This window comes from Streptomyces sp. NPDC002306, assembly GCF_053593435.1.
The window spans coordinates 121,737-147,218 of the sequence record NZ_JBSFCK010000003.1 but is presented as its reverse complement, the minus strand read 5'-3'; the positions used below and the strand labels follow the sequence as shown (position 1 = coordinate 147,218).

The window sequence follows — 25,482 nt, the reverse complement described above, 5'->3', positions numbered from 1 at the left end:
TCCTCCACTGATGTCATGAATCATCCCTACGAAAGCGGGCATAACCCCAACGGGGGAAGTGCCTGACGCGCACCTTTATCGATCATTCGAATTCCCTGCGAGCGCGTTGTGTGGACATGGAAACGATCCACGCAATTCCCTGTGCCGGTGCACCGTCGAATTGCGGCGCGGGCCTTACGGCCGGGCGGTCCGCACGGGGTGGCGCGGGACGGTCGCGACCGATGATGCGTCACGGGCCGCATACGCGGGCCGTGTTGGTGGCACGATGGTTCTGGACGGGGGTGCGCGGGGCCGGCACCCCCTGGCCGGGAGAGCGAACCGACCGAGGGTGTGATCAGTTGTGGCCATTTCACTGTCCGTGGTGCTGCTGTTGGCGATCATCCTGGTGGTGTTGATCCGGGGCGGCTCGATCAAGGCGGGCCCCGCGATCGTCGCGATCCTGTTCGGCTTCTTCCTCGCCTCGACGGGCATGGCTCCGTCGATAAACCGCTTCCTCAACTCACTGGCCGACACGATCAACTCGATCAACTTCTGATCGACCACTCCCGGCACGGGGGGCACATGCGCCTCGCGCCCGCGCTTTTCAGGCCGGGGGCATCGCCGAGAACCCGGCGGACCGGCCGACGGCGGTCACCCGGAGCCGTCGCGCGGCGCTCCCTCTTCTTCCGCATCCCCCGAGGCGGCTTCCCGCGCCCAGGACACGCCGACGGACGCGACCCCGGAAACGACTCAGGGCCGACCCGAGGAAAGATCCCCGGCCCGGCCCTGAGCCCGACAGAGCGGGCGACGGGAATCGAACCCGCGTAGCTAGTTTGGAAGACTAGGGCTCTACCATTGAGCTACGCCCGCACAGACGCGTCGCAGGTCGGGCGACCGCGACACACAGGCATCGTAGCGGTTCGCGCGCCGTCGCCGCACACCCCGTTCCGCGAGGGTTGCTCCAGGAGAAATGCGGCGGCCGTACAGCCTGCGGGCATGTACCCTACGTGTCGCACCAGACGGGGTGTGGCGCAGCTTGGTAGCGCGTCCGCTTTGGGAGCGGAAGGCCGTGGGTTCAAATCCCGCCACCCCGACCATCTAGCCGGATCACCACGCGTGATCGCCTTTGGGTGCGGGAAGCGGCTGCGGTTACTATGCAAGCTGCGCGCCCGTGTGTCTCTTGTCTGCAGTCTCCGGGCGACCAAATCCGCCGGACCCGTCGGGTTCCGGCAGAAACCAAGAAGTCAGCCACAAGGAGACCGAACCGTGAAGAGCGCCGTGGAGACCCTGAACCCGACTCGGGTTCGGCTCACTGTCGAGGTGCCCTTCGAGGAGCTCAAGGACAGCCTCGACGCGGCGTACAAGAAGATCAACCAGCAGGTCACGGTGAAGGGCTTCCGTAAGGGCAAGATCCCGGCGCGGGTCATCGACCAGCGCTTCGGCCGTGGCGCCGTGCTGGAGGAGGCCGTCAACGACGCGCTCCCGAAGTTCTACACGGAGGCGGTCAACGAGGCCGAGCTCAGCGTGCTGGGCCAGCCCGAGGTCGACATCACGGAGCTGAAGGACGGCGAGACGCTGAACTTCACCGCCGAGGTCGACATCCGTCCCTCCCTCGAGATCCCGGACTACTCCGGCATCGAGGTCGAGGTCGACGCCGTCGAGGTGTCGGACGAGGACGTCGAGAAGTCGGTGGAGCAGCTCCGTGAGCGCTTCGCTTCGACGAGCCCCGTGGAGCGCGCCGCCCAGGACGGCGACGTGATCACCATCGACCTGCAGGCCAAGGTCGACGGCGAGGTCCTCGAGGACGGCGTCGCCGAGGGCGTCTCCTACACCATCGGCTCCGGTGAGCTGCTGGAGGGCATCGACGAGGCCGTCAAGGGCCTGGAGGCCGGTGGCGAGGCCACCTTCACCTCCGAGCTCAAGGGCGGCTCGGCGGCCGGCAAGGAGTCCGAGGTCACCGTCAAGGTCACCCAGGTCGCCGCGCGCGAACTGCCCGAGCTGGACGACGAGTTCGCGCTGCTCGCCTCCGAGTTCGACACCCTCGACGAGCTCAAGGCCGACAGCCGCAAGCGCCTCGAGAACATGAAGCAGTACGACCAGGCCACGCAGGCCCAGGAGCGCGTCCTGGAGAAGCTGCTCGAGCTGGTCGAGGTCCCGGTCCCCGAGAAGCTGCTCGAGGACGAGATCAACACCCGTAAGCACAACCTCGAGCACCACCAGCTCGGTCAGATGGGCCTCGACCTCGGTAAGTACCTGGAGATCCAGGGCAAGACCGAGGAGGAGTTCGAGACCGAGACCAGCGAGGCCGCGGTCAAGGGCATCAAGACCCAGTTCGTGCTGGACGAGCTCGTCAAGCGGGAGAAGCTGAACGTCAACCAGGAGGAGCTCACCGAGCACCTCATGCGTCGCGCGGCCTCCTCCGGCATGTCCCCCGACCAGTTCGCCCAGGCGGTCGTCGAGGGCGGTCAGGTTCCGCTGCTCGTCGGCGAGGTCGCCCGCGGCAAGGCCCTGGCGCTGGTCGTCGAGGCCGCCACGGTCAAGGACACCAACGGCGAGGTCATCGACCTGGACGACGAGGAGGAGGCCGAGGAGGCCACCGCCGAGGCGCCCGCGGCCGAGACCGAGGAGAAGCCCGAGGCCTGAGCCTCGCACCACGCCTGAAGCGTCACGACGGGCCCCGGGGAACGACTTCCCCGGGGCCCGTCGCCGTCCCCGCCCGGCCACGGCCCCACGGCCCACGACAGCCCGCCCAGGGGCGCGAGCGACCGCCCGCCCGGCCCTACGCCCGCCCGACCCACCCCAGGGGTGCGAGGACCGCCCACCCGGCCCACCCAGGGCCACGAGGAACCGCGCGAGCGGCGCCGGCCGAAGCCCCCGCGGGCCGGCGGCCCCCGCGCCCCCGTCCCGCCCCCAGCCAGCGCAGCGACCTGCGCTCACAGCGAACAGTTCCTTTTGCGGGATTCCCCGAAGGGACCCGCGCGTTAGGGTCCATGAGTACGAGGGCAGGGGAGTCCCCGGAAACGGCCGGACGGCCCTGAGCCCCGGCAGAACACGTGAGACGGCCCGGCGCCGTCGTAAGACGAGCAGGTGGATACGTGACGAATCTGATGCCCTCCGCCGCCGGCGAGCCTTCCATCGGTGGTGGCCTCGGCGACCAGGTCTACAACCGGCTGCTCAACGAGCGGATCATCTTCCTCGGCCAGCCGGTCGACGACGACATCGCGAACAAGATCACCGCACAGCTGCTGCTCCTTGCCGCCGACCCGGACAAGGACATCTACCTCTACATCAACAGCCCCGGCGGCTCCATCACGGCCGGCATGGCGATCTACGACACGATGCAGTTCATCAAGAACGACGTGGTGACCATCGCCATGGGCCTCGCGGCCTCCATGGGGCAGTTCCTGCTCAGCGCGGGCACCCCCGGCAAGCGCTTCGCGCTGCCGAACGCCGAGATCCTGATCCACCAGCCCTCCGCGGGTCTGGCCGGCTCGGCCTCCGACATCAAGATCCACGCCGAGCGGCTGCTGCACACCAAGAAGCGCATGGCCGAGCTGACCTCCCAGCACACCGGCCAGACGGTCGAGCAGGTCACCCGTGACTCGGACCGCGACCGCTGGTTCGACGCCTTCGAGGCCAAGGAGTACGGCCTCATCGACGACGTGATCCCGACGGCCGCAGGCATGCCGGGCGGCGGCGGTACCGGGGCGGCCTAGCGAGGGCTCGTACGGGCCGCTGAGGCCCGTCCAGGGCCTCGGCCCGATCCCGCCCCGCCGGACAGGGCCCAGGCCCTCCACAGGGCCGTACACGCCCTTCCCGCCCCCCAGTCATCGCCCCAGCCCCTCTCAGGAGACATCGTGAACGACTTCCCCGGCAGCGGCATCCACGACCGTGCGCGCGCCGAGTACACCGGCCCCTCGGCCGAGTCCCGCTACGTCATCCCGCGCTTCGTGGAGCGCACCTCCCAGGGCATCCGCGAGTACGACCCGTACGCGAAGCTCTTCGAGGAGCGCGTGATCTTCCTCGGCGTGCAGATCGACGACGCCTCCGCCAACGACGTCATGGCGCAGCTGCTGTGCCTGGAGTCGATGGACCCCGACCGGGACATCTCGGTCTACATCAACAGCCCCGGCGGCTCCTTCACCGCGCTGACCGCGATCTACGACACGATGCAGTTCGTGAAGCCGGACATCCAGACGGTCTGCATGGGCCAGGCCGCCTCCGCCGCCGCGATCCTCCTCGCGGCCGGTACGCCGGGCAAGCGCATGGCGCTGCCCAACGCGCGCGTGCTGATCCACCAGCCGTACAGCGAGACCGGCCGCGGCCAGGTCTCGGACCTCGAGATCGCCGCGAACGAGATCCTCCGGATGCGCGCGCAGCTGGAGGACATGCTGGCCAAGCACTCCACCACGCCGATCGAGAAGATCCGCGAGGACATCGAGCGCGACAAGATCCTCACGGCCGAGGACGCGCTCGCGTACGGCCTGATCGACCAGATCATCTCCACCCGGAAGATGAACAACAACAACGTCCGCTGACGCGCGGACATGTATCGTCTGCCGCCCCTTGGCAGGGTCCCCCGATGTGCGCGACAAGGTGCACGACAAAGTGAACCGTGCCAAGGGGGGCCCGAACGGGGGGCCGGGCAAGGTACCGTCGGACATAAGGCAGCACCAGGAGCCGCTGGACTTGTAGCGTCCAGGCGTCTCCCAGGCGAAGGGGAAGCACACCGTGGCACGCATCGGTGACGGCGGCGATCTGCTCAAGTGCTCGTTCTGCGGCAAGAGCCAGAAGCAGGTCAAGAAGCTCATCGCAGGCCCCGGTGTGTACATCTGCGACGAGTGCATCGATCTCTGCAACGAGATCATCGAGGAAGAGCTCGCGGAGACGAGCGAGGTGCGCTGGGAGGAACTCCCCAAGCCTCGTGAGATCTACGAGTTCCTCGAGGGGTACGTGGTGGGCCAGGAGGCGGCCAAGAAGGCGCTCTCCGTCGCGGTGTACAACCACTACAAGCGGGTCCAGGCTGGTGAGAACGGCGGCGGCCAGAGCCGCGAGGACGCCATCGAGTTGGCCAAGTCCAACATCCTCCTGCTGGGCCCCACGGGTTCCGGCAAGACGCTCCTCGCGCAGACCCTCGCGCGCATGCTCAACGTCCCGTTCGCCATCGCGGACGCGACGGCGCTGACGGAGGCGGGGTATGTCGGCGAGGACGTCGAGAACATCCTGCTCAAGCTGATCCAGGCGGCCGACTACGACGTCAAGAAGGCCGAGACCGGGATCATCTACATCGACGAGATCGACAAGGTCGCGCGCAAGAGCGAGAACCCGTCGATCACGCGTGACGTGAGCGGCGAGGGCGTGCAGCAGGCCCTCCTGAAGATCCTCGAAGGCACCACGGCCTCGGTCCCCCCGCAGGGCGGCCGTAAGCACCCGCACCAGGAGTTCATCCAGATCGACACGACGAACGTCCTGTTCATCGTGGGTGGCGCCTTCGCGGGCCTGGAGAAGCTCATCGAGTCCCGGGCGGGGGCCAAGGGCATCGGCTTCGGCGCGACGATCCGCTCCAAGCGCGAGCTGGAGGCCAAGGACCAGTTCGAGGACGTCATGCCCGAGGACCTGGTCAAGTTCGGCATGATCCCCGAGTTCATCGGCCGGCTCCCGGTCATCACCTCGGTCCACAACCTCGACCGCGAGGCGCTCCTCCAGATCCTGGTCGAGCCCCGCAACGCGCTCGTGAAGCAGTACCAGCGCCTCTTCGAACTCGACGGCGTGGAGCTGGACTTCGAACGTGAGGCCCTGGAGGCCATCGCCGACCAGGCCATCCTCCGCCAGACCGGCGCACGCGGCCTGCGCGCCATCATGGAGGAAGTCCTCATGTCGGTGATGTACGAGGTCCCCTCCCGCAAGGACGTGGCCCGCGTCGTCATCACGGCGGACGTCGTTCGCTCGAACGTGAACCCCACCCTGATCCCGCGCGACGCCCGCAACGGACGCGGCCCGGGGGAGCAGAAGACGGCGTGACCGTCGCACACGACGAGGAAGGGGCCCCGGTCGATCGACCGGGGCCCCTTCCTCGTCGTGACGCGGATGTCAGACCTTCACGCGAACTTCCTTGCGGAGCTTGGTCGTCAGGTCGGCGGTGGCCGTCAGGTCGGCGGGCTTGCCGGCCATCGCGTCCGCCATGTCGATGTGGATGACGACGCCCAGCGTGCTGTGGTCGGCCCAGATGCACACCGGCATGCTGATCGAGCTCGGCCCGGCCGCGGCGCCGGACGACTCGTCGTCCTTCACCTTGGTCTCCTGGCACTTGAGGACCGCGCCGTCGAGTCCGCTCGGCGTGTAGGCCTTGGGGCTGCCGACGAGCTCGCCGTCCTTGTCCTCGTTGGCGCTCTTCTTCATCTCGGCGAACATGCCGTCGACGACCGCCTCGGGGTCGTCGATCTCGCCGTACACACCCATGAAGTTGATCATCTTCATGGCGAGGGGGTTGCTCTCGTCCCCGGCCGTGTAACCGGCGTGCACGTCCTTGGCGTTCTTCACGCCGTGCTTCTCGGCGTCCTTGACGTCGCTCTCGTCGAAGCCGCCGCTGTCGGCGTCGTCCGACTTCTTGTACTCGCCGCTCAGCACCGTCGCCGGAGTGGTCAGCTTGTGGGCGCCGTCGTCGGCGATGTCGCTGCCGCCACCGCCGCCGCCTATCACGAAGTACGCGACCACCGCGATCGCGGCCACGGCCGCCACCGCGCCGAGGATGATCGCCGTCTTCTTCTTGCCGCCGCCCGGAGCGGGCGGCTGCGGGACGCCGTAGGGCTGCTGGCCGTACGGGGGCTGTCCGTAGGGAGGCTGCTGGCCGTACGGGTTCGGCTGCTGCGGCACACCCTGCGGGGCCTGCTGCGGGTAGCCGTAGCCGGGCTGGGCGGGCGGAGCCTGCTGAGGGTAGCCATAGCCGGGCTGGGGAGCCTGCGGCTGCTGGCCGTAGGGGCCCGGCTGACCGTGCGGTCCGGGCTGCTGAGGCTGCCCGCCGTACGGGCCCGGCTGGTTGTGACTCATTACTGGGTTCCCCTCCAGAGTTTATGTGTTCCCGACATCCTGGCCCAGGCACAGGCGGCGCACGGCATCGGGGGTCCCACCGTTACAGAACAAAGGCGTTTCGGGACCACGGTGTGACACCTCTAAACTGACCCCGTGACCGACAACGCTCAGCAGCAGCCATCAGCGCCCGACACCGAACTGCCGACCCAGTACGCGCCGGCCGACGTAGAGGGGCCGCTGTACGAGCGCTGGGTCGAGCGGGGTTACTTCGAGGCGGACGCGAAGAGCGACAAGCCCCCGTTCACCGTCGTCATCCCGCCGCCGAACGTCACGGGCAGCCTGCACCTCGGGCACGCCTTCGAGCACACCCTCATCGACGCCCTCACCCGCCGTAAGCGCATGCAGGGCTACGAGACGCTGTGGCAGCCCGGTATGGACCACGCGGGCATCGCCACGCAGAACGTCGTCGAGCGCGAGCTCGGCAAGGAGGGCAAGTCCCGGCACGACCTCGGCCGGGAGGCGTTCGTCGAGCGCGTCTGGCAGTGGAAGGGCGAGTCCGGCGGGCAGATCTCCGGCCAGATGCGGCGTCTCGGCGACGGCGTCGCCTGGTCGCGTGAGCGCTTCACCATGGACGAGGGCCTGTCGCAGGCCGTCCAGACCATCTTCAAGCGGCTCTACGACGACGAGCTGATCTACCGCGCCGAGCGCATCATCAACTGGTGCCCCCGCTGTCTGACCGCCATCTCGGACATCGAGGTCGAGTACCAGGACGACGACGGCGAGCTCGTCTCGATGAAGTACGGCGAGGGTGACGAGACGATCGTCGTCGCCACCACCCGTGCCGAGACCATGCTCGGTGACACCGCCGTCGCCGTTCACCCCGAGGACGAGCGCTACCGGCACCTGGTCGGCAAGCTCATCAAGCTGCCGCTGACCGACCGCTCCATCCCGGTCGTCGCGGACGAGCACGTCGACCCGGAGTTCGGCACGGGTGCCGTCAAGGTCACCCCGGCCCACGACCCGAACGACTTCGAGATCGGCCAGCGGCACGACCTGCCGGCCATCACGGTCATGGACGAGCACGCGGTCATCACCGTGCACGGCCCGTTCCAGGGCCTGGACCGCTTCGAGGCCAGGTCGGCGATCGTCGCCGCGCTGCGCGCCGAGGGCCGGATCGTCGCCGAGAAGCGGCCGTACGTCCACTCGGTCGGCCACTGCTCGCGCTGCAAGACCACCATCGAGCCGCGCCTGTCCATGCAGTGGTGGGTCAAGGTCGGCCCGCTCGCCAAGGCCGCCGGTGACGCGGTCCGCGAGGGCAAGGTCAAGATCCACCCGCAGGAGATGGAGAAGCGGTACTTCGACTGGGTCGACAACCTGCACGACTGGTGCATCTCGCGCCAGCTGTGGTGGGGCCACCGGATCCCGGTCTGGTACGGCCCGAACGGCGAGATCGTCTGCGTCGGCCCCGACGACGAGGCACCCACCGGCGAGGGCTGGCACCAGGACACCGACGTCCTCGACACCTGGTTCTCCTCCGGCCTGTGGCCGTTCTCCACGCTGGGCTGGCCCGAACAGACCGAGAGCCTCGCGAAGTTCTATCCGAACTCGGTCCTGGTCACCGGCTACGACATCCTCTTCTTCTGGGTCGCCCGGATGATGATGTTCGGCCTGTACGCGATGGACGGCACCCCGCCGTTCCACACCATCGCCCTGCACGGCATGGTCCGCGACCAGTTCGGCAAGAAGATGTCGAAGTCCTTCGGCAACGCGGTCAACCCGCTGGACTGGATGGACAAGTACGGGTCGGACGCCCTGCGCTTCACGCTCGCCCGTGGCGCCAACCCGGGCGTCGACGTCCCGATCGGCGAGGACTGGGTCCAGGGCTCGCGCAACTTCGCCAACAAGATCTGGAACGCCACCCGGTTCGCGCTGATGAACGGCGCGACGGTGGGGGGACCGCTGCCGGACGCGTCCGCCATGTCGGCGACCGACCGCTGGATCCTCTCCCGCCTGAACTCGGTGGTCGCCGAGGTCGACGCGCTGTACGAGGACTACCAGTTCGCCAAGCTGTCGGACGCCCTCTTCCACTTCGCCTGGGACGAGGTCTTCGACTGGTACGTCGAGCTGTCCAAGACGACGTTCCAGGCGGGCGGCCCGGCGGCCGAGGTCAGCAAGCGGGTCCTCGGCGAGGTCCTCGACGTCACGCTGAAGCTGCTGCACCCGGTGGTCCCCTTCGTCACCGAGACCCTGTGGACCACCCTCACGGGCGGCGAGTCGGTCGTCATCGCCGAGTGGCCGAAGGACAGCGGCTTCCGGGACGGCGGCGCCGAGCGGGAGATCGAGAGCCTCCAGTCGGTGATCACCGAGGTCCGGCGCTTCCGGGCCGACCAGGGTCTCCAGCCCGGTCAGCGGGTCCCGGCCCGGCTGGCCCTCGACGGCACGCCGTTCGCCCCGCACGAGGCGGCGATCCGCCAGCTGCTGCGGCTCCAGCCGGAGGGTGACGCCTTCACCGCCACGGCGACCCTGCCGGTCGCGGGGGCGGAGGTCGCCCTCGACCTGTCCGGCACGATCGACGTGGCCGCCGAGCGCAAGCGGCTCGCGAAGGACCTCGCCGCGGCGCAGAAGGAACGGCAGCAGGCAGAGGCCAAGCTCGGCAACGAAGCCTTCCTGGCGAAGGCGCCTGACCAGGTGGTCGACAAGATTCGCGCGAGGCTCGCCAAGGCCGAGGAGGACATCACGCGGATCGAAGGTCAGCTGGCCGGGCTGCCGCTGGGCTGATGGGCAATTGCTCTCCGCTGTCGCGGAGGTGATCCGGACCTGGCCGCGGCCGGTAAGGACAAGGCGCAGTGCTCTCCGCCCACGCGGAGGAGTGCGGGCCCCCGGAACCACTTGTTCCGGGGGCCTTCGTCCGCGTCTGTCGGTCATGCTCCGTAGACTGGCCCCGTGAGTGAGCTCCCCCCAGACAGCAGCGAGCAGCCCGACCCGCTCGACCCCTTCGAAGAGATCGTCGCGGCCGAGACGGACCGGGACCCCGATCTCGCGGTGATCGAGGCCGGCAGCCGGACCCTGCGGACGCGGGGCGGCCCGGCGCAGGCCGACGTGCCGGGCCGGCCGGAGGACCCCGAGGTCGACAAGGCCCTGCGCGCGGTCGAGACGGAACTCACGACGCGCTGGGGCGAGACCAAGCTGGAGCCGTCGGTCGCCCGGATCGCCGCGCTGATGGACGTGCTCGGCGAACCGCAGCGGTCGTATCCCTCCGTCCACATCACGGGGACGAACGGCAAGACCTCCACCGCCCGCATGATCGAGTCCCTCCTCGGCGCCTTCGAGCTGCGCACCGGGCGGTACACCTCGCCGCACGTGCAGTCGGTCACCGAGCGGATCAGCCTGGACGGCGCGCCGATCTCCGCCGAGCGGTTCGTGGAGACGTACCAGGACATCAAGCCGTACGTGGAGATGGTCGACGCGGCGCAGGAGTACCGGCTGTCCTTCTTCGAGGTGCTGACGGCGATGGCGTACGCCGCCTTCGCGGACGCGCCGGTGGACGTGGCCGTCGTGGAGGTGGGCATGGGGGGCAGTTGGGACGCCACCAATGTCATCGACGCGGGCGTCGCCGTCGTCACCCCGATCGACCTGGACCACACCGACCGGCTCGGCGGGACGCCCGGCGAGATCGCGGTCGAGAAGGCAGGCATCGTCAAGCAGGGCGCCACGGTCATCCTGGCCCAGCAGCCGGTGGAGGCCGCGCAGGTGCTGCTGAAGAAGGCTGTCGAGGTGGACGCCACCGTGGCCCGGGAGGGTCTGGAGTTCGGGGTGGTGGCCCGGCAGGTGGCCGTCGGCGGCCAGTTGCTCACGCTGCGCGGGCTGGGCGGCGAGTACCACGACATCTACCTCCCGCTGCACGGCGCCCACCAGGCGCACAACGCGGCCGTCGCGCTCGCCGCCGTCGAGGCGTTCTTCGGCGTGGGCGCGGAGCGGGCGGAGTCGCTGGATCCGGACACCGTCCGCAAGGCCTTCGCGGCGGTCACCTCGCCGGGGCGGATGGAGGTCGTACGGCAGTCGCCCACAATCGTGCTGGACGCCGCGCACAACCCGGCGGGCGCGCGGGTGACGGCCGAGGCGATCGGAGAGGCGTTCGACTTCAGCCGGCTGATCGGCGTGGTCGGGGCCAGTGGCGACAAGGACGTACGGGGGTTCCTGGAGGCCTTCGAGCCGATCTTCGCGGAGATCGTCGTCACGCAGAACACCAGCCACCGCGCGATGGACGCCGACGAACTCGCCGCGATCGCCGTCGAGGTGTTCGGCGACGAGCGGGTGCAGGTGGAGCCGCGGCTGCCGGACGCGCTGGAGGCCGCGATCACGCTGGCCGAGGAGGAGGGCGAGTTCTCCGGTGGCGGTGTGCTGGTCACCGGCTCCGTCATCACCGTGGGCGAGGCCCGACTGCTGCTGCTGGGAAGGGACTGACTTCCACCGTGCGTACCCTCTGTTCCTCGACCCTGATCGGCGAGGTTTTTGTCATCGGCTTCGCCGGTCTGGTCGCGATGAAGGATCCCGACCTGTCCATGTCGACGGTGTGGACGGTCAGCGGCATCGCGATGTTCCTGTGCGTGGCGCTGTGCGGTGTGGTGACCCGGCCGGGCGGGGTCGCCCTGGGCTGGGTGCTCCAGATCGCGTTGATCGCCTCCGGTTTCGTCGTCCCGACGATGTTCTTCCTCGGGGTGCTGTTCGCGGCCCTGTGGTGGGCCTCGGTGCACTACGGACGCAAGATCGACGAGGCGAAGGCACGCTTCGCCGCGCAGGCGGACTCCGCTCGGGCTGACGCTGTGTAACGGGCGCTCGAACACGCCCTGTAACCTCATCCCACCGCACACATGTCAGTGAGAAGGAGCCCTCCCGTGACGCAGCGCACCCTCGTCCTGCTCAAGCCCGACGCGGTCCGTCGTGGCCTGACCGGCGAGATCATCAGCCGTATCGAGCGCAAGGCCGGCTGGCAGATCACCGCGCTGGAGCTGCGCACCCTGGACCAGGAGACCCTGGAGCTGCACTACGGAGAGCACCAGGGCAAGCCCTTCTACGAGCCGCTGGTGGAGTTCATGGCCTCCGGCCCGGTCGTGGCGCTCATCGTCGAGGGCGAGCGGGTCATCGAGGGCGTCCGGGCGCTGGCCGGCCCGACCGACCCGATCGCCGCGGCGCCCGGATCCATCCGCGGTGACTTCGGTGTGATCGTCCGCGAGAACCTGATCCACGCCTCGGACTCCGAGGAGTCCGCCGAGCGCGAGGTGAAGATTTTCTTCCCGGGTCGCTCCTGAGCAAATTTTTCGCAGATTTTTCTGAGGGACCGTCACGTCTCCTCGCCCGCCTGACCTGGGACGGCCGTGCATTTTCGGCCGTCCTTCGGCATATGCGTGCCGATCGGGGGAACGTGTGCCCCCGATGGACCGTCTCCACAAGCGGGGCGGCCCGGCATCTGCTGACAATGGCGAAGACCCTCGCGCAGTGTTCGTGCAGGCGCGTCTACGATGGAAGCCTTCACGTCACAGCACCCACCTCGCCGACCTGAAAAGCCCTCAAAAGCCAGTGGGAAGGCCAGTCGAATCCTGATGGGGAACTCAATGTCGTTCATCGGCCGTGACATGGCTGTCGACCTCGGGACCGCCAACACGCTGGTGTACGTCAGGGGTCGCGGGATCGTACTCAACGAGCCGTCCGTCGTCGCGATCAACACCAACACCGGTGGCATCCTGGCGGTCGGCGCCGAAGCGAAGAAGATGATCGGGCGTACGCCCGGCAACATCGTTGCCGTCCGTCCGCTGAAGGACGGCGTGATCGCCGACTTCGAGATCACCGAGCGGATGCTCCGCTACTTCATCCTGAAGATCCACAAGCGGCGGTATCTGGCTCGTCCGCGGGTCGTCGTCTGTGTGCCGTCGGGCATCACGGGCGTCGAGCGCCGCGCCGTCATCGAGGCGTCGACCCAGGCCGGCGCCCGTCAGGTGCACATCATCGAGGAGCCCATGGCCGCGGCCATCGGCTCCGGCCTGCCGGTCCACGAGGCCACGGGCAACATGGTGGTGGACATCGGCGGCGGCACCACGGAGGTCGCGGTCATCTCGCTCGGCGGCATCGTCACCGCCCAGTCCATCCGCGTCGCGGGTGACGAGCTGGACAATGCGATCATCCAGCACATCAAGAAGGAGTACTCCCTCCTCCTGGGTGAGCGCACGGCCGAACAGATCAAGATCACGATCGGTTCGGCGTACGACCTCGACGCTGACGAACACACCGAGATCCGCGGCCGGGACCTCGTGTCCGGGCTGCCGAAGACCGTGGTCATCTCCGCGGGCGAGGTCCGCAAGGCGATCGAGGAGCCGGTCAACGCGATCGTCGACGCGGTCAAGACCACCCTCGACAAGTGCCCGCCGGAGCTCTCCGGCGACATCATGGACCGCGGAATCGTCCTCACCGGCGGCGGAGCCCTGCTGCGCGGTCTGGACGAACGGCTGCGTCGCGAGACCGGCATGCCGATCCATATCGCCGAGGACCCGTTGGACAGTGTGGCGCTCGGATCCGGTAAGTGCGTCGAGGAGTTCGAGGCACTTCAGCAGGTTCTGGACGCGGCGCCGCGCAGATGACGTAACTCTTCGATTCCGCCGTACGAGATGATCTCCTCTCGTACGGCGGATCGTTGATATAGATGCATAAGCTCCCGCAAACGAACCTCTTGGATTCCTTGGGGTTCCTAAGGGTTTTTCCCGTTCTGTCGGAATTCCTATGAGGAAGGCACGGCCGCCGCACGTGAGGGACACACGAGAGAGCCGGCTGCTCCTGGTGCTGCTGATCGCCATCGCGTTCGCACTGATCACGGTGGACATCCGTGGCGGGCAGGACTCCCCGGTCGACGGTGCCCGACAGGCCGCGGCAGCGGCCTTCGGCCCGATCGAGAACGGGGTGTCGTCGGCGGTCGACCCGGTCGGCGACGCGGTCTCCGCGGTGCGCGACTCGGGGGAGCGCCACGACCGGCTCGCTCTTCTGGAGAAGGAGAACGCGGCTCTCAAGGCGAAGCTCGGCAGCGACGACCGCAACGCCAGCCGCCTCAAGCAGCTCGACAAGATGCTGAAGACCGCGGGCACCGGCCAGTACGGCATCAAGGGCGCCGAGGTCATCGCCATAGGAGCGGCCCAGGGCTTCTCCTGGACCGTCACCATCGACATCGGCGCCAACGACGGCATCAAGCGCGACATGACCGTCCTGAACGGCGACGGTCTGGTCGGCCGGATCACCACCGTCGGCCCGAACACGGCGACGGTGCTGCTCGCCAACGACCCCGACTTCACGGTCGGCACCCGCATGGAGTCCACCGACGAGCTCGGCTTCGCCTCCGGGCAGGGCGACCGCCCGCTGCGCGTGGAACTGCTCAACGGCAAGGCCGAGGTGAAGAAGGGCGACCGGCTGGTCACCTTCGGCTCGCAGGCCGACCGGCCCTTCGTCCCCGGCGTTCCGGTCGGCGTGGTCTCCCGCGTCGACCCCTCCGGCGGCGACCTCACCCGCACCCTCTACGTCACGCCGTACGTCAGCTTCACCAAGCTCGACATCGTCGGCGTCGTCGTCCAGGCCCCGACCAAGGATCCGCGCGACACGGTGCTCCCGAACAAGCCCAAGCCCGTCCCCACGCCGACGGTCACGATCACCATCACTCCGTCCGCGAACGCGCCCGTCGACGGCGAAGACCAGCAGCAGTAGGAGCTGAATCCCCATGCGCGTCAACCGGATCCTGCTCTCCACGGCGCTGGTCGTCGTCGCCCTGGTCATCCAGGTGAGCGTCCTGTCCCGCCTCCATCTCCCGGGCGCCGTCCCGGACCTGCTGCTGCTCACGGTCCTGGGCCTGGCCATCGTCTACGGCCATGTCGGCGGAGCCCTCGTCGGCTTCGGCGCCGGTCTGCTCGCCGACCTCGCCCCGCCCGCCGACCACGCCGCCGGGCGCTACGCCCTGGTGCTGTGCGTCATCGGCTACCTCGCCGGGCTCGTCAAACCGGAGAACGGCAGACTGAAGTCGGCCACCGGACCGATGGTCGTGGTGGTCGCCGCCGCGATCGGCACCACGCTGCTGTACGCGAGTGTCGGCGCCCTGGTCGGCGACACCGCCGCCCGCCATGTCGGCCTCGGCAGCCTGCTGTTCACCGCCGCCCTGTACGACCTGCTGCTCGCCCCGTTCGTGGTGCCGGGCATCATGTGGCTCGCCCGGCGCGCCGACGGGGACCCGCTGGTCGACGCGAACTCGCCCGCGAAGGGGACCGACATCTCCTCCGGCTGGCTCTCCGCCGGCACCGGGTTGCGCATCGGCGGCCAGCGCAACGGACTGCGGGTGAAGGCGGCCCGCGCCCGCACCGCGCGAGCGGGCCGCATCAAGGGGGTCAAGCGGCTGTGACCACGCGGGAGTCGACCGTGGGGCCGCACAGGTCCGTCGTGTATGACACATCCACACACTGAGAGGGGGAGGCAGCCACAGTGACCAACATTCCCGAGACCGGACGGACCCCACGCGTCCAGATCCGCCTCGTCGTGATCCAGATCCTCGTCCTCTCCCTGCTCGGCACCCTCGGCGGCCGGCTGTGGTACCTCCAGATCCGGGAGGGCGCGGAGTACGCCAAGGAGGCCTCCGGCAACCACGTCCAGCAGGTCGTGGAGCCCGCGGTGCGCGGCTCGATCCTGGACGCGCGCGGAGTGCCGCTCGCCGACAACGAGACCCGGCTCGTGGTCTCCGCCTCCCGCACCGACCTGCTGAAGCAGAAGGACGACGGCAAGGCGGTCCTCACCAAGCTCGCCGACGTCCTCGCCCTGGCCCCCACGGAGGTCATGCAGAAGGTCCGGCTGTGCGACGCCGAGACGCCCCAGCCGTGCTGGAACGGTTCGCCCTACCAGCCGATCCCCATCACCGACGAGGCCACCCCGAAGCAGGCCCTCCAGATCCGGGAGCGCGCCGAGGACTTCCCCGGCATCACCGCCGAACCGGAGGCCGTGCGCCGCTACCCGGCCCCGGGCAAGTCCAACTCCGCCCAGGTGCTCGGCTACCTCTCGCCCGTCACGGACGACGAGATCACCAGGGCCCAGGACTCCGACTCGCCCTACCTGCGCTCCGACCAGGTCGGCCGCAGCGGTCTGGAGCGCCAGTACGACAAGGAACTGCGCGGCAAGGCAGGCGTCACCCGTTACGAGGTCGACAACCTCGGCCGCGTCATCGGCCAGGCCGAGGCCGACCCCGCCGAGTCCGGCTCGAACCTCGTCACCAGCGTCGACTCCCGCGTCCAGCGCGTCGCCGAGTTCGAACTGAACGACGCGATGAAGAAGGCCCGCCAGCAGTTCGACAAGATCACCGGCGAGAACTACAAGGCCGACTCCGGCGCGGTCGTGGTGATGGAGGCCAAGACGGGCCGGGTCGTCGCCATGGCGTCCGCCCCGACGTACGACCCGAACGTCTGGGTCGGCGGCATCTCCGCCAAGGACTACAAGCAGCTCACCGGCAAGAACTCCGACTACCCGCTGCTCAACAGGGCCATACAGGGTCAGTCCGCGCCCGGTTCGACGTTCAAGGTGGTCTCCACGGCCGCCGCGGTCCAGGCCGGATACGAGTGGGACGGTGGCTACCCGTGCACCAGCTCCTACTCGGTCGGCGGCCAGGTCTTCAAGAACTTCGAGGGGGAGAGCTTCGGCCCCATCTCGCTCGGCCGCGCCCTCGAGGTCTCCTGCGACACCGTCTTCTACGGCCTGGCGGACCGGGAGTGGAAGAAGGACGGCGGCATCAACCCGAAGAAGGGCCAGCCCAAGGACTGGTTCTTCAAGACGGCCCACCAGTTCGGCCTCGGCAAGGAGACCGGCGTCGACCTGCCCAACGAGGTCACCGGCCGCGTCCCCGACCGCCAGTGGAAGGAGAGCTACTGGAAGGCCAACAAGGACGCCTGGTGCAAGTCCGGCAAGAAGGACGGCTCGTACGTCGAGAAGATCGAGTACGAGAACTGCCTCGAGGGCAACAAGATGCGCGAGGGTGACGAGATCAACTACTCGATCGGCCAGGGCGACACCCTCGTCACGCCGATCCAGGAGGCCGTCATCTACTCGGCCGTGTCCAACGGCGGCACGATGTACACGCCGACCCTCGGCAAGGCGATCGTCAGCGCCGACGGCAAGACGGTCCACGAGATCAAGCCCAAGGCGCACGGCAAGCTGCCGGTCGGCCAGGCGACTCTCAAGGGCATGAACGAGGCCTTCGCGGGCGTCGTCACGCGCGGTACCGCGGCCTGGAAGTTCGGCGGCTGGCCGCAGGACAAGATCGCGCTGCACGCCAAGACCGGTACCGCCGAGGTCTACGGCAAGCAGACCACGTCCTGGCTGGCGACGTACACCAAGGACTACACGATCATCATGACCATCTCCCAGGCCGGTACCGGCTCGGGCGCCTCCGGTGAGGCCGTGCGCAACATCTACAGCGCCATGTACGGCGTCCAGGCGGACGGTTCGGTCGACAAGAAGAAGGCGCTGCTCTACAGCCCCCAGCGGAGCCTGCCGAAGGTCCGCACGGACGGCACGATCGCCACCCCGAAGGTCCCCCGCGACCCGGCCAAGGACCTGCACGCCACCCCGACGCAGTCGCCCGCCCCGGACGGCTCGCAGCCCGCCGCTACCACGGCCTCGCCCGGCACCGGCAACCGCGACACACGCAGGCGGACCCGTCGCAGGGGAAGCCGGAGGATGCTCACATGACCGGAGCGAACAGCTTCTCCGTCTCCGGCTACGGGCCCGAACGGGCCGGCTGGACACGGGTCTTCGCGCGCGACGCGCTGGCCCGCCGGCTCGACTGGCCGATCCTGCTGGCCGGCCTGGCCCTGTCGTTCATCGGTTCGGTGCTGGTCTACTCCGCGACCCGCAACCGCACCGAGATCAACCAGGGCGACCCGTACTACTTCCTGATCCGGCACCTGATGAACACGGGCATCGGGTTCGCCCTGATGCTCGGCACGGTCTGGCTCGGCCACCGCACCCTGCGCACGGTCGTGCCGATGCTGTACGGCGCCTCGGTCTTCCTGATCCTGATGGTTCTCACCCCGCTCGGCTCGACCGTCAACGGCGCGCACTCGTGGATCGTGCTCGGCGGCGGCTTCTCGCTCCAGCCCTCGGAGTTCGTGAAGATCACGATCATCCTGGGCATGGCGATGCTGCTGGCGGCCCGGGTCGACGCGGGCGACCGGCAGTACCCCGACCACCGCACCGTCCTGCAGGCCCTGGGCCTGGCCGCCGTCCCGATGATGGTCGTGCTGCTCATGCCCGACCTCGGCTCGGTCATGGTCATGGTGATCATCGTGCTGGGTGTGCTGCTCGCCTCCGGCGCCTCCAACCGCTGGGTGTTCGGCCTGATCGGCGCGGGCGCCCTCGGCGCGGTCACCGTCTGGCAGCTGCACATCCTGGACGACTACCAGATCAACCGCTTCGCGGCCTTCGCCAACCCCGAGCTCGACCCCGCGGGCGTCGGCTACAACACCAACCAGGCCCGTATCGCGATCGGCTCCGGCGGCCTGACCGGCTCCGGCCTCTTCCACGGCTCGCAGACCACCGGCCAGTTCGTGCCCGAGCAGCAGACGGACTTCGTCTTCACCGTCGCGGGCGAGGAGCTGGGCTTCATCGGCGCCGGACTGATCATCGTCCTGCTCGGCGTCGTCATGTGGCGCGCCTGCCGTATCGCCCGCGAGACGACCGAGCTCTACGGCACGGTCGTCGCCGCCGGAATCGTCGCCTGGTTCGCCTTCCAGGCGTTCGAGAACGTCGGCATGACCCTCGGCATCATGCCGGTCACCGGACTGCCGCTGCCGTTCGTCTCCTACGGCGGATCGTCCATGTTCGCGGTCTGGGTGGCCGTGGGGCTGCTCCAGTCGATCCGGGTACAGCGGCCGTTGTCGGCCTGAGGGAGCAGAGGTGTCCGAGGTGACGAACGCGCCTGAGCCGACGCAAGAGCGCGAGCGGGTCGCCCTGTGCCCGGTCGCCCCCGAGCTGGCCGACCTGCTGGTCCGGGTGGCCGACACCAGCGCCTACGCCGACCACCGCGCGGCGGCGGCGCTGCTCGGCGGGTCCGGCTGGCGGGACCTGGACGAGGCCCTGGCCGACCCGGCGTACGACGAGCCCACCCCGGACGTCCCGGAATGCGACCTCATCTCCCCGCAGGGGCACTTCGCCTACCTCGACGGGTACCTCTCGATGCCCTTCGCCTACGAGTACCTGATCGGCAACGAGCTGCTGGAGGACGACTACTGGGGCGCCCTGCCCGGCTGGACCAGCGAGGCGGGCGCCTGGCGCGCCGAGTTCGACGCGCACACCGAAGCGGTGGTCGGGCTGCTGCGCGACCGTCTGGGGCCGCCGGAGTACGACATCAGACAGCCGCGGTACAAAAGCCGGCAGGTGGTCTGGCGGCGGGAGACCGGCGTGGTCGTGGTCGCCCAGGGCGCGGAGCCGGTCTCGTACCACCAGTTCCACCACGCGGAGATCTACGTCGGGGCCCGGAAGGACCAGGACGGCTACTTCCCGGGTGGCTCCGGGATTCGAAAACTCGTCACCTCCTGATCAGGCGGGGTTTTCCTCCGATTCACCTCTGGTGCCCTCTGCCGTCCGGCCGCGAGTGGCACTAGATTCGGGTCATGGCGGACACGAAGCGTGAGATCGAGCGGAAGTACGAGTCCGACGACAGCGGGCTGCCGGACCTGACCGGCGTCGCCGGGGTCGCCGCCGTCCTCGACAAGGGGGTCGCGCAGCTCGACGCGACCTACTACGACACGGCCGACCTGCGCCTGGCCGCGGCCTCGATCACCCTGCGCCGTCGCACCGGCGGCTCCGACGCCGGCTGGCACCTGAAGCTCCCCGTGGCCCCCGGCGTCCGGGACGAGATCCACGCGCCGCTCGCCGACACCGTCCCGCCCGAGCTCGCCTCCCTCGTCCGCTCCCGGGTCCGCGACGCCGAGCTCCTGCCCGTGCTCCGGCTGCGCTCCGAGCGCGACCTGCGCAACCTCGTCGACGCGGACGGCCGCCTCCTCGCCGAGGCCGGGGTGGACGCCGTACGGGCCGACCGGATCCTCGGGGGCGACGGCAGCGCCCAGTGGACCGAGATCGAGGTGGAACTCGCCGACGGCGGCGATCCGGCCTTCCTCGACACGGTGGAGAAACGTCTGCGCAAGGCGGGCGTACGACCGTCGAAGTCGGCGTCCAAGCTGGCCCGGGCACTGGCGGAGACGGCCCCGTCGGGCAAGGACGGGAAAGCCGCGAAGGCCGGGAAAGCCGCGAAGGGCGCGAAGGAAGGGAAGGACGGGAAAGCCGCGAAGGACGCGAAGGACGGGAAGAAGCGGGACGGTGTCCGGCGGGAGGAGCCGTCCGGCGAGCCCGTGACGGCCGGCGACCACGTCCTCGCGTACGTCAGGGCCCAGCGGGACGCGATCGTCGAGCTCGACCCGGCCGTGCGCCAGGACGCCCCCGACTCCGTGCACAGCATGCGCGTCGCCACCCGGCGGCTGCGCAGCGCCTTCCGCTCCTACGGCACGGTCCTCGACCGCACCGTCACCGACCCGGTCGGCGTCGAGCTGAAGTGGCTCGCCGGTGAGCTGGGCGTGGACCGCGACCGGGAGGTGCTCACCGACCACCTGATGGCCGCCCTCGACGACCTGCCCCGCACGCTGGTCTCCGGCCCGGTCCGCACCCGGCTGCGCACCTGGGCGCGCGCCCGGCGCGGTGGGGCGCGCCGCCGCCTGATCGGCGTCCTGGACTCCCGGCGCTACCTGACGCTCCTGGACACCCTGGACGCGTTCATCGCGGATCCGCCCCGGCTGGAGGCGGCCGCCGGCCGGCCGGACAAGGTGCTCGCCAAGGCGGTACGGAAGGACTTCGGCAAGCTCGCCGCCCTGGTCGAACAGGCGCTGGAGCTGCCGCCCGGCCACGAACGCGACCTCGCGCTGCACGAGGCCCGCAAGAAGGCCAAGCGGACCCGGTACGCGGCGGAGACGGCCGCACCGGCCCTCGGCGACCCGGCATCCGCCCTGGTCAAGTCCATGAAGTCGGTGCAGGGTCTGCTCGGCGACCACCAGGACAGCGTCATGGTCCGCCAGACCCTGCGCGAGCTGTCGGCCGTGGCGCACGCGGCGGGGGAGAGCTCGTTCACGTACGGCGTGCTGTACGGACGCGCGGAGCAGCGGGCGGCCGCCGTGGAGGCCGGGCTGCCCGAGGTCTGGCGGGAGATCGGGGCCGGGCAACCGGTCTGAGCGTGCGGGGGACTCCTTCGGCCGCGTTACGCTAGATGGTCACCCCTGCCAGCTCACGAAGGTTCGCGAGATGCCTACCGAAACCGCCGCGGCTGCTGAGTCTGTGTTCCCGCAGCTCGAAGCTCTGCTCCCGCATGTGCAGAAGCCGATCCAGTACGTCGGCGGAGAGCTCAACTCCACGGTGAAGCCGTGGGAGTCCTGCGACGTCCACTGGGCGCTGATGTACCCGGACGCCTACGAGGTCGGTCTGCCCAACCAGGGCGTCATGATCCTCTACGAGGTCCTCAACGAGCAGGAGGGCGTCCTCGCCGAGCGCACGTACAGCGTGTGGCCGGACCTCGAGGCGCTGATGAGGGAGCACCGCGTCCCGCAGTTCACGGTGGACAGCCACCGCCCGGTGCGGGCCTTCGACGTGTTCGGCCTGTCCTTCTCCACGGAGCTGGGCTACACGAACATGCTCACGGCCCTGGACCTGGCGGGCATCCCGCTGGAGTCGAAGGACCGGGGGATCGACGACCCGATCGTGCTGGCCGGCGGCCACGCCGCCTTCAACCCGGAGCCGATCGCCGACTTCATCGACGCCGTGATCATCGGCGACGGCGAGCAGGCCGTGCTCGACATGACGAAGATCATCCGCGGCTGGAAGGCGGAGGGCCGCCCCGGTGGCCGCGAGGAGGTCCTCTTCCGGCTGGCGAAGACGGGCTCGGTCTACATCCCGGCGTTCTACGACGTCGAGTACCTCCCCGACGGCCGGATCGCCCGCGTGGTGCCCAACAAGTCGGGCGTCCCGTGGCGCGTCTCCAAGCACACGGTGATGGACCTGGACGAGTGGCCCTACCCCAAGCAGCCGCTGGTCCCGCTCGCCGAGACCGTGCACGAGCGCATGTCGGTGGAGATCTTCCGCGGCTGCACCCGCGGCTGCCGCTTCTGCCAGGCGGGCATGATCACCCGGCCGGTGCGCGAGCGCTCCATCACGGGCATCGGCGACATGGTCGAGAAGGGTCTGAAGGCCACCGGCTTCGAGGAGGTGGGCCTGCTCTCCCTGTCCTCCGCGGACCACTCGGAGATCGCCGAGGTCGCGAAGGGCCTGGCGGACCGTTACGAGGAGGACAAGATCGGTCTGTCCCTCCCGTCGACCCGCGTGGACGCCTTCAACGTCGACCTGGCCAACGAGCTGACCCGCAACGGCCGTCGCTCCGGCCTGACGTTCGCGCCGGAGGGCGGCAGCGAACGCATGCGCAAGGTCATCAACAAGATGGTCTCGGAGGACGACCTGATCCGTACGGTCTCCACCGCGTACGGCAACGGCTGGCGCCAGGTGAAGCTGTACTTCATGTGCGGCCTGCCGACGGAGACCGACGAGGACGTCCTCCAGATCGCCGACATGGCGATGAAGGTGATCGCCGAGGGCCGCAAGGTCTCCGGCCAGAACGACATCCGCTGCACGGTCTCGATCGGCGGCTTCGTCCCCAAGCCGCACACCCCCTTCCAGTGGGCCCCGCAGCTCTCCGCCGAGGAGACGGACGCCCGCCTGCAGAAGCTCCGCGACAAGATCCGCGGCGACAAGAAGTACGGCCGCTCGATCGGCTTCCGCTACCACGACGGCAAGCCCGGCATCGTCGAGGGACTGCTGTCCCGGGGCGACCGCCGGATCGGCGCGGTCATCCGGGCCGTCTACGAGGACGGCGGCCGCTTCGACGGCTGGCGCGAGCACTTCTCCTACGACCGCTGGATGCGCTGCGCGGAGAAGACGCTGCCCGCCTTCGGCCTCGACGTCGACTGGTACACGACGCGGGAGAAGACGTACGAGGAGGTCCTGCCCTGGGACCACCTCGACTCGGGCCTGGACAAGGACTGGCTCTGGGAGGACTGGCAGGACGCCCTCGACGAGACGGAGGTCGAGGACTGCCGCTGGACGCCGTGCTTCGACTGCGGGGTGTGCCCGGCGATGGACACGAGCATCCAGATCGGCCCCACGGGCAAGAAGCTGCTGCCGCTCACGGTGAAGAAGACGGCCGCGACCGGCTGAATCGGGTCCTGAGGCGACGACCGCGGCGCGCGGTTGCCCCGGGATCCCCGGTTCCGGACCACGGGAAAGTGCCCCTGCTCGACTGGATCGAGGACTTCGACCGTCCTCGTTCCAGCTGAGCAGGGGCACTGTGCGTTCCGCTGACCACGTATTCGGCTACGACCCCGGCGGCCGGCCTCGGCGCAAGCGTGAGGTCACATCTTTGAGGAACCGCTCGCGTACCTGAGGGGCAGGTAGGAGCCGGCGGTCCACGTGCCCCACCGAGGGACGCTCGACAGCGCGGCGTCCACCGCGGCGAACCCCACGGCGGAGGCGGAAAGGGCCGGCACGACGGCGAGCCGTGCCGCCGCGTTCTGGCCGCCCTGGGTCGCGCCCTGGGTGTTGTTGTTGCCGGCACCTTGGGTCGCGCCCTGGGTGTTGTTGTTGCCGGCACCTTGGGTCGCGCCCTGGGTGTTGTTGTTGCCGGCGCCCTGGGTCGCCCCCTGGGTGTTGTTGGTGCCGCCTACCTGGGTGCCGCCCAGGGTGTTGCCGATGCCACCACCCTGGGTGTTCCCGATCTGGGTGTTGGTGGTGTTGCCGTCCCCGTTGTTGAAAACAATGGTGGCTCCGATCGGATATTCACGATCGTCCCGAGGGTCCGCGGAAGCCTGGCCCGCTGTTGTGCCGGTCAGTGCCACAGCAGCGACAAAAGGCAGAGTTGCGTAGATACCGAACCGCTTCACGGCATTCCCTTTTCACGCGTCAGGCCGAAATAGGATGTTCTGCGGACCAAACTGTCGTGAAACCCCACTTGTCCACTACTGCGACACGGCGATGTCACCCGTACAGAGTGTTTGCCCTGCCCTTTCGTCCCTCGGCGGAGTACCGGGGCGCGGCGCCCTGGTGCCGCTGCCGGGCGTCGTCCTGCGGCGCGCCCTCCCCGAACGGGTCATCCGAGGTGCCGCTTCCGAGGCGAGGGCCGACGGTGGGATGAAGGCGGCGCGAGGCGCCGGCCGCATATCCCGAAGCGCCCCGTGGCCGATGGCCTGCCTCACCTACGCTGGAGCTTCCGATGGGCACGTCCGTGATACCTATGGCCGTCGTGTGCGACTGGCCGTTGCTTCAGCTCGGCCTGTCACAGGCGATAAACACCCAACCGGACTTGAGGATCTCCGGTTTCGCCGAGAGTGTTGACGACCTGCTTTCCAGGGCGAATAGCGCGGAAATCATTCTGCTCATCAATCTGCAAGCCTGCGATCAGGTCGCGTCCCAGCAAGTGGCGCAGTTGCACCGGCATGGGCGCGCGGTCATCGTGCTGTCGACTTCGGGAGCGCAGTCCGACGCCGTCCTGTGCATCAAGGCCGGCGCTCGCGGATATCTGAGTCGGCAGTCCGACGATTCGGAGCTGGTGACGGCCATCCGTGCCGTCGCGGCGGGGAGGGACTATTTCGGCGCCAGTCTCGCCGGACGGAGCATTCCGGCTCCCCCTCCGCATATCACCAGCCGTGAGAGGCAGATCCTGCAACTGGTGGCCGGCGGTGCCACGGATCGAGAGATCGCCGCGCAGTTGAGCATCACCGAGAACACGGTGCATACACATCTTGAGCGGCTTCGCCGAAAGATCGGCTCGCGCCGCAGGGCGGATCTCACCCGCCTTGCCTTGGGGCACGGAATGATCGATGACAATTCAATAGGTGATCAGTGATCTCACGTGCCCGGGCCCGCATTCGGGCGAATGTCGTCCAGGCTGTTGACGACGGTCACGGGCGGCGGATCCGCCGGCGTGGGTACCTGAATCAGCATCGGGATGTAGACGATCCGGCCGTGCCGGTACTCAGCCTTTTTTGAGAGTCGATAGCATACGGCCGCCTCCGGGTTCTTCGACGTTGCGTAGCACCGAAGCACCGACTGCGCGTGCGGTGGGACGCTTCCCTCACTCGTCGGTGCGCCCCCCGCGCCGATCGAGAAGAAGGCGGAGGCGACGGCCGCGAGGCCGATACTCCACACCTTTGCCTTGGTCACGCTCATCACCCCGGAAGCCGCGAATGAACTGAGCCGTTCCTGCGCTGTTCTGCCCTGCACTGCCGACATGGGCACCTCGCGAGGTCAGTCCTGCGAGGTGCCCATGCTGCTTCCTCAGTAGATCCCGCGGAACTCAGCCCTGGGTGCCGCCTTGGGTGT

21 protein-coding genes and 2 tRNA genes are annotated in these 25,482 nt (G+C 68.9%); 19 read left to right on the top strand and 4 right to left on the bottom strand.

What is annotated here, in order from left to right:
• The first annotated feature begins 340 nt into the window (after nucleotides 1-340).
• Nucleotides 341-535: a hypothetical protein gene (locus ACWCQK_RS08280; protein ID WP_069772786.1), complete on the top strand. Its 195-nt coding sequence runs from the start codon at nucleotides 341-343 to the stop codon at nucleotides 533-535.
• Between the two features lie 243 nt (nucleotides 536-778).
• On the opposite strand, the gene ACWCQK_RS08275 is transcribed toward ACWCQK_RS08280, so the two are convergent.
• Nucleotides 779-849: transfer RNA gene (locus ACWCQK_RS08275), tRNA-Gly, on the bottom strand.
• Between the two features lie 150 nt (nucleotides 850-999).
• On the opposite strand from ACWCQK_RS08275, the gene ACWCQK_RS08270 reads away from it, so the two are divergent.
• The 5 genes from ACWCQK_RS08270 (at nucleotide 1,000) to clpX (ending at nucleotide 6,000) form a co-directional block, all read left to right on the top strand.
• A tRNA-Pro gene (locus tag ACWCQK_RS08270) sits at nucleotides 1,000-1,076 on the top strand.
• Between the two features lie 169 nt (nucleotides 1,077-1,245).
• Nucleotides 1,246-2,622: a trigger factor gene (tig, locus tag ACWCQK_RS08265; protein WP_451153189.1), complete on the top strand. Its 1,377-nt coding sequence runs from the start codon at nucleotides 1,246-1,248 to the stop codon at nucleotides 2,620-2,622.
• Between the two features lie 464 nt (nucleotides 2,623-3,086).
• Complete coding sequence (locus ACWCQK_RS08260; RefSeq protein ID WP_385790610.1) at nucleotides 3,087-3,695, top strand: ATP-dependent Clp protease proteolytic subunit; 609 nt, start codon at nucleotides 3,087-3,089, stop codon at nucleotides 3,693-3,695.
• 141 nt (nucleotides 3,696-3,836) lie between these two features.
• Entirely contained in the window at nucleotides 3,837-4,517 is a 681-nt protein-coding gene (locus ACWCQK_RS08255) for an ATP-dependent Clp protease proteolytic subunit (RefSeq protein WP_451153187.1), read from the top strand.
• 193 nt (nucleotides 4,518-4,710) lie between these two features.
• A complete protein-coding gene (gene clpX / locus ACWCQK_RS08250) occupies nucleotides 4,711-6,000 on the top strand; it encodes an ATP-dependent Clp protease ATP-binding subunit ClpX (RefSeq protein ID WP_451153185.1) in 1,290 nt (429 codons plus the stop codon).
• Nucleotides 6,001-6,069: 69 nt separating this feature from the next.
• Here clpX and ACWCQK_RS08245 read toward each other — a convergent pair whose 3' ends face one another.
• On the bottom strand, nucleotides 6,070-7,026 hold the full coding sequence (locus ACWCQK_RS08245) for a hypothetical protein (protein WP_451153183.1): 957 nt from the start codon (nucleotides 7,024-7,026) through the stop codon (nucleotides 6,070-6,072).
• A 135-nt stretch (nucleotides 7,027-7,161) separates the two neighbouring features.
• Here ACWCQK_RS08245 and ACWCQK_RS08240 point away from each other — a divergent pair, with 135 nt between their 5' ends.
• The 12 genes from ACWCQK_RS08240 (at nucleotide 7,162) to ACWCQK_RS08185 (ending at nucleotide 23,322) form a co-directional block, all read left to right on the top strand.
• On the top strand, nucleotides 7,162-9,786 hold the full coding sequence (locus tag ACWCQK_RS08240) for a valine--tRNA ligase (RefSeq protein WP_451153181.1): 2,625 nt from the start codon (nucleotides 7,162-7,164) through the stop codon (nucleotides 9,784-9,786).
• A gap of 165 nt (nucleotides 9,787-9,951) precedes the next feature.
• Complete coding sequence (gene folC, locus ACWCQK_RS08235) at nucleotides 9,952-11,472, top strand: bifunctional tetrahydrofolate synthase/dihydrofolate synthase (RefSeq protein ID WP_451153179.1); 1,521 nt, start codon at nucleotides 9,952-9,954, stop codon at nucleotides 11,470-11,472.
• An 8-nt stretch (nucleotides 11,473-11,480) separates the two neighbouring features.
• Nucleotides 11,481-11,837, top strand: coding sequence for a DUF4233 domain-containing protein (locus ACWCQK_RS08230; RefSeq protein WP_451153177.1), 357 nt, complete (start codon nucleotides 11,481-11,483; stop codon nucleotides 11,835-11,837).
• A gap of 66 nt (nucleotides 11,838-11,903) precedes the next feature.
• The gene (gene ndk, locus ACWCQK_RS08225) at nucleotides 11,904-12,317 is read left to right on the top strand and encodes a nucleoside-diphosphate kinase (protein ID WP_451153175.1); all 414 of its coding nucleotides are present in this window, start codon (nucleotides 11,904-11,906) and stop codon (nucleotides 12,315-12,317) included.
• A gap of 303 nt (nucleotides 12,318-12,620) precedes the next feature.
• Nucleotides 12,621-13,640 (top strand): rod shape-determining protein, encoded by a 1,020-nt coding sequence (locus ACWCQK_RS08220; RefSeq protein WP_385790484.1) that lies wholly within the window; start codon nucleotides 12,621-12,623, stop codon nucleotides 13,638-13,640.
• A gap of 163 nt (nucleotides 13,641-13,803) precedes the next feature.
• Entirely contained in the window at nucleotides 13,804-14,748 is a 945-nt protein-coding gene (gene mreC / locus ACWCQK_RS08215) for a rod shape-determining protein MreC (RefSeq protein WP_451153173.1), read from the top strand.
• A gap of 13 nt (nucleotides 14,749-14,761) precedes the next feature.
• Nucleotides 14,762-15,433 carry a rod shape-determining protein MreD gene (mreD, locus tag ACWCQK_RS08210; RefSeq protein ID WP_451153171.1) on the top strand — a complete coding sequence of 224 codons (672 nt, stop codon included), beginning with the start codon at nucleotides 14,762-14,764 and terminating at the stop codon, nucleotides 15,431-15,433.
• A gap of 80 nt (nucleotides 15,434-15,513) precedes the next feature.
• Nucleotides 15,514-17,763 (top strand): penicillin-binding protein 2, encoded by a 2,250-nt coding sequence (gene mrdA, locus ACWCQK_RS08205; RefSeq protein WP_451153169.1) that lies wholly within the window; start codon nucleotides 15,514-15,516, stop codon nucleotides 17,761-17,763.
• The gene (gene rodA / locus ACWCQK_RS08200) at nucleotides 17,760-18,959 is read left to right on the top strand and encodes a rod shape-determining protein RodA (protein WP_451153167.1); all 1,200 of its coding nucleotides are present in this window, start codon (nucleotides 17,760-17,762) and stop codon (nucleotides 18,957-18,959) included. The genes mrdA and rodA overlap by 4 nt, the downstream gene beginning before the upstream one ends.
• Nucleotides 18,960-18,978: 19 nt before the next feature.
• On the top strand, nucleotides 18,979-19,611 hold the full coding sequence (locus ACWCQK_RS08195) for a hypothetical protein (RefSeq protein ID WP_451153165.1): 633 nt from the start codon (nucleotides 18,979-18,981) through the stop codon (nucleotides 19,609-19,611).
• A 74-nt stretch (nucleotides 19,612-19,685) separates the two neighbouring features.
• Nucleotides 19,686-21,293 carry a CYTH and CHAD domain-containing protein gene (locus tag ACWCQK_RS08190; RefSeq protein WP_451153163.1) on the top strand — a complete coding sequence of 536 codons (1,608 nt, stop codon included), beginning with the start codon at nucleotides 19,686-19,688 and terminating at the stop codon, nucleotides 21,291-21,293.
• Nucleotides 21,294-21,363: 70 nt separating this feature from the next.
• Nucleotides 21,364-23,322, top strand: coding sequence for a TIGR03960 family B12-binding radical SAM protein (locus tag ACWCQK_RS08185; RefSeq protein WP_451153161.1), 1,959 nt, complete (start codon nucleotides 21,364-21,366; stop codon nucleotides 23,320-23,322).
• A 194-nt stretch (nucleotides 23,323-23,516) separates the two neighbouring features.
• Here ACWCQK_RS08185 and ACWCQK_RS08180 read toward each other — a convergent pair whose 3' ends face one another.
• A complete protein-coding gene (locus ACWCQK_RS08180; RefSeq protein WP_451153159.1) occupies nucleotides 23,517-23,999 on the bottom strand; it encodes a hypothetical protein in 483 nt (160 codons plus the stop codon).
• A 374-nt stretch (nucleotides 24,000-24,373) separates the two neighbouring features.
• On the opposite strand from ACWCQK_RS08180, the gene ACWCQK_RS08175 reads away from it, so the two are divergent.
• Nucleotides 24,374-25,006, top strand: a complete 633-nt coding sequence (locus ACWCQK_RS08175) for a LuxR C-terminal-related transcriptional regulator (RefSeq protein WP_451153157.1) — start codon at nucleotides 24,374-24,376, stop codon at nucleotides 25,004-25,006.
• A 2-nt stretch (nucleotides 25,007-25,008) separates the two neighbouring features.
• Here ACWCQK_RS08175 and ACWCQK_RS08170 read toward each other — a convergent pair whose 3' ends face one another.
• Nucleotides 25,009-25,392, bottom strand: coding sequence for a hypothetical protein (locus ACWCQK_RS08170; protein WP_451153155.1), 384 nt, complete (start codon nucleotides 25,390-25,392; stop codon nucleotides 25,009-25,011).
• Nucleotides 25,393-25,482: the final 90 nt, after the last annotated feature.

Excerpts from the sequence above, each read along its gene's own strand:
- ACWCQK_RS08260 (WP_385790610.1), top strand. The coding sequence starts at position 3,087 with ATGCCCTCCGCCGCCGGCGAGCCTTCCATCGGTGGTGGCCTCGGCGAC.
- ACWCQK_RS08245 (WP_451153183.1), bottom strand. The coding sequence starts at position 7,026 with ATGAGTCACAACCAGCCGGGCCCGTACGGCGGGCAGCCTCAGCAGCCC.
- ACWCQK_RS08220 (WP_385790484.1), top strand. The coding sequence starts at position 12,621 with ATGTCGTTCATCGGCCGTGACATGGCTGTCGACCTCGGGACCGCCAAC.
- mreD (WP_451153171.1), top strand. The coding sequence starts at position 14,762 with ATGCGCGTCAACCGGATCCTGCTCTCCACGGCGCTGGTCGTCGTCGCC.
- rodA (WP_451153167.1), top strand. The coding sequence starts at position 17,760 with ATGACCGGAGCGAACAGCTTCTCCGTCTCCGGCTACGGGCCCGAACGG.
- ACWCQK_RS08190 (WP_451153163.1), top strand. The coding sequence starts at position 19,686 with ATGGCGGACACGAAGCGTGAGATCGAGCGGAAGTACGAGTCCGACGAC.
- ACWCQK_RS08185 (WP_451153161.1), top strand. The coding sequence starts at position 21,364 with ATGCCTACCGAAACCGCCGCGGCTGCTGAGTCTGTGTTCCCGCAGCTC.
- ACWCQK_RS08175 (WP_451153157.1), top strand. The coding sequence starts at position 24,374 with ATGGGCACGTCCGTGATACCTATGGCCGTCGTGTGCGACTGGCCGTTG.
- ACWCQK_RS08170 (WP_451153155.1), bottom strand. The coding sequence starts at position 25,392 with ATGTCGGCAGTGCAGGGCAGAACAGCGCAGGAACGGCTCAGTTCATTC.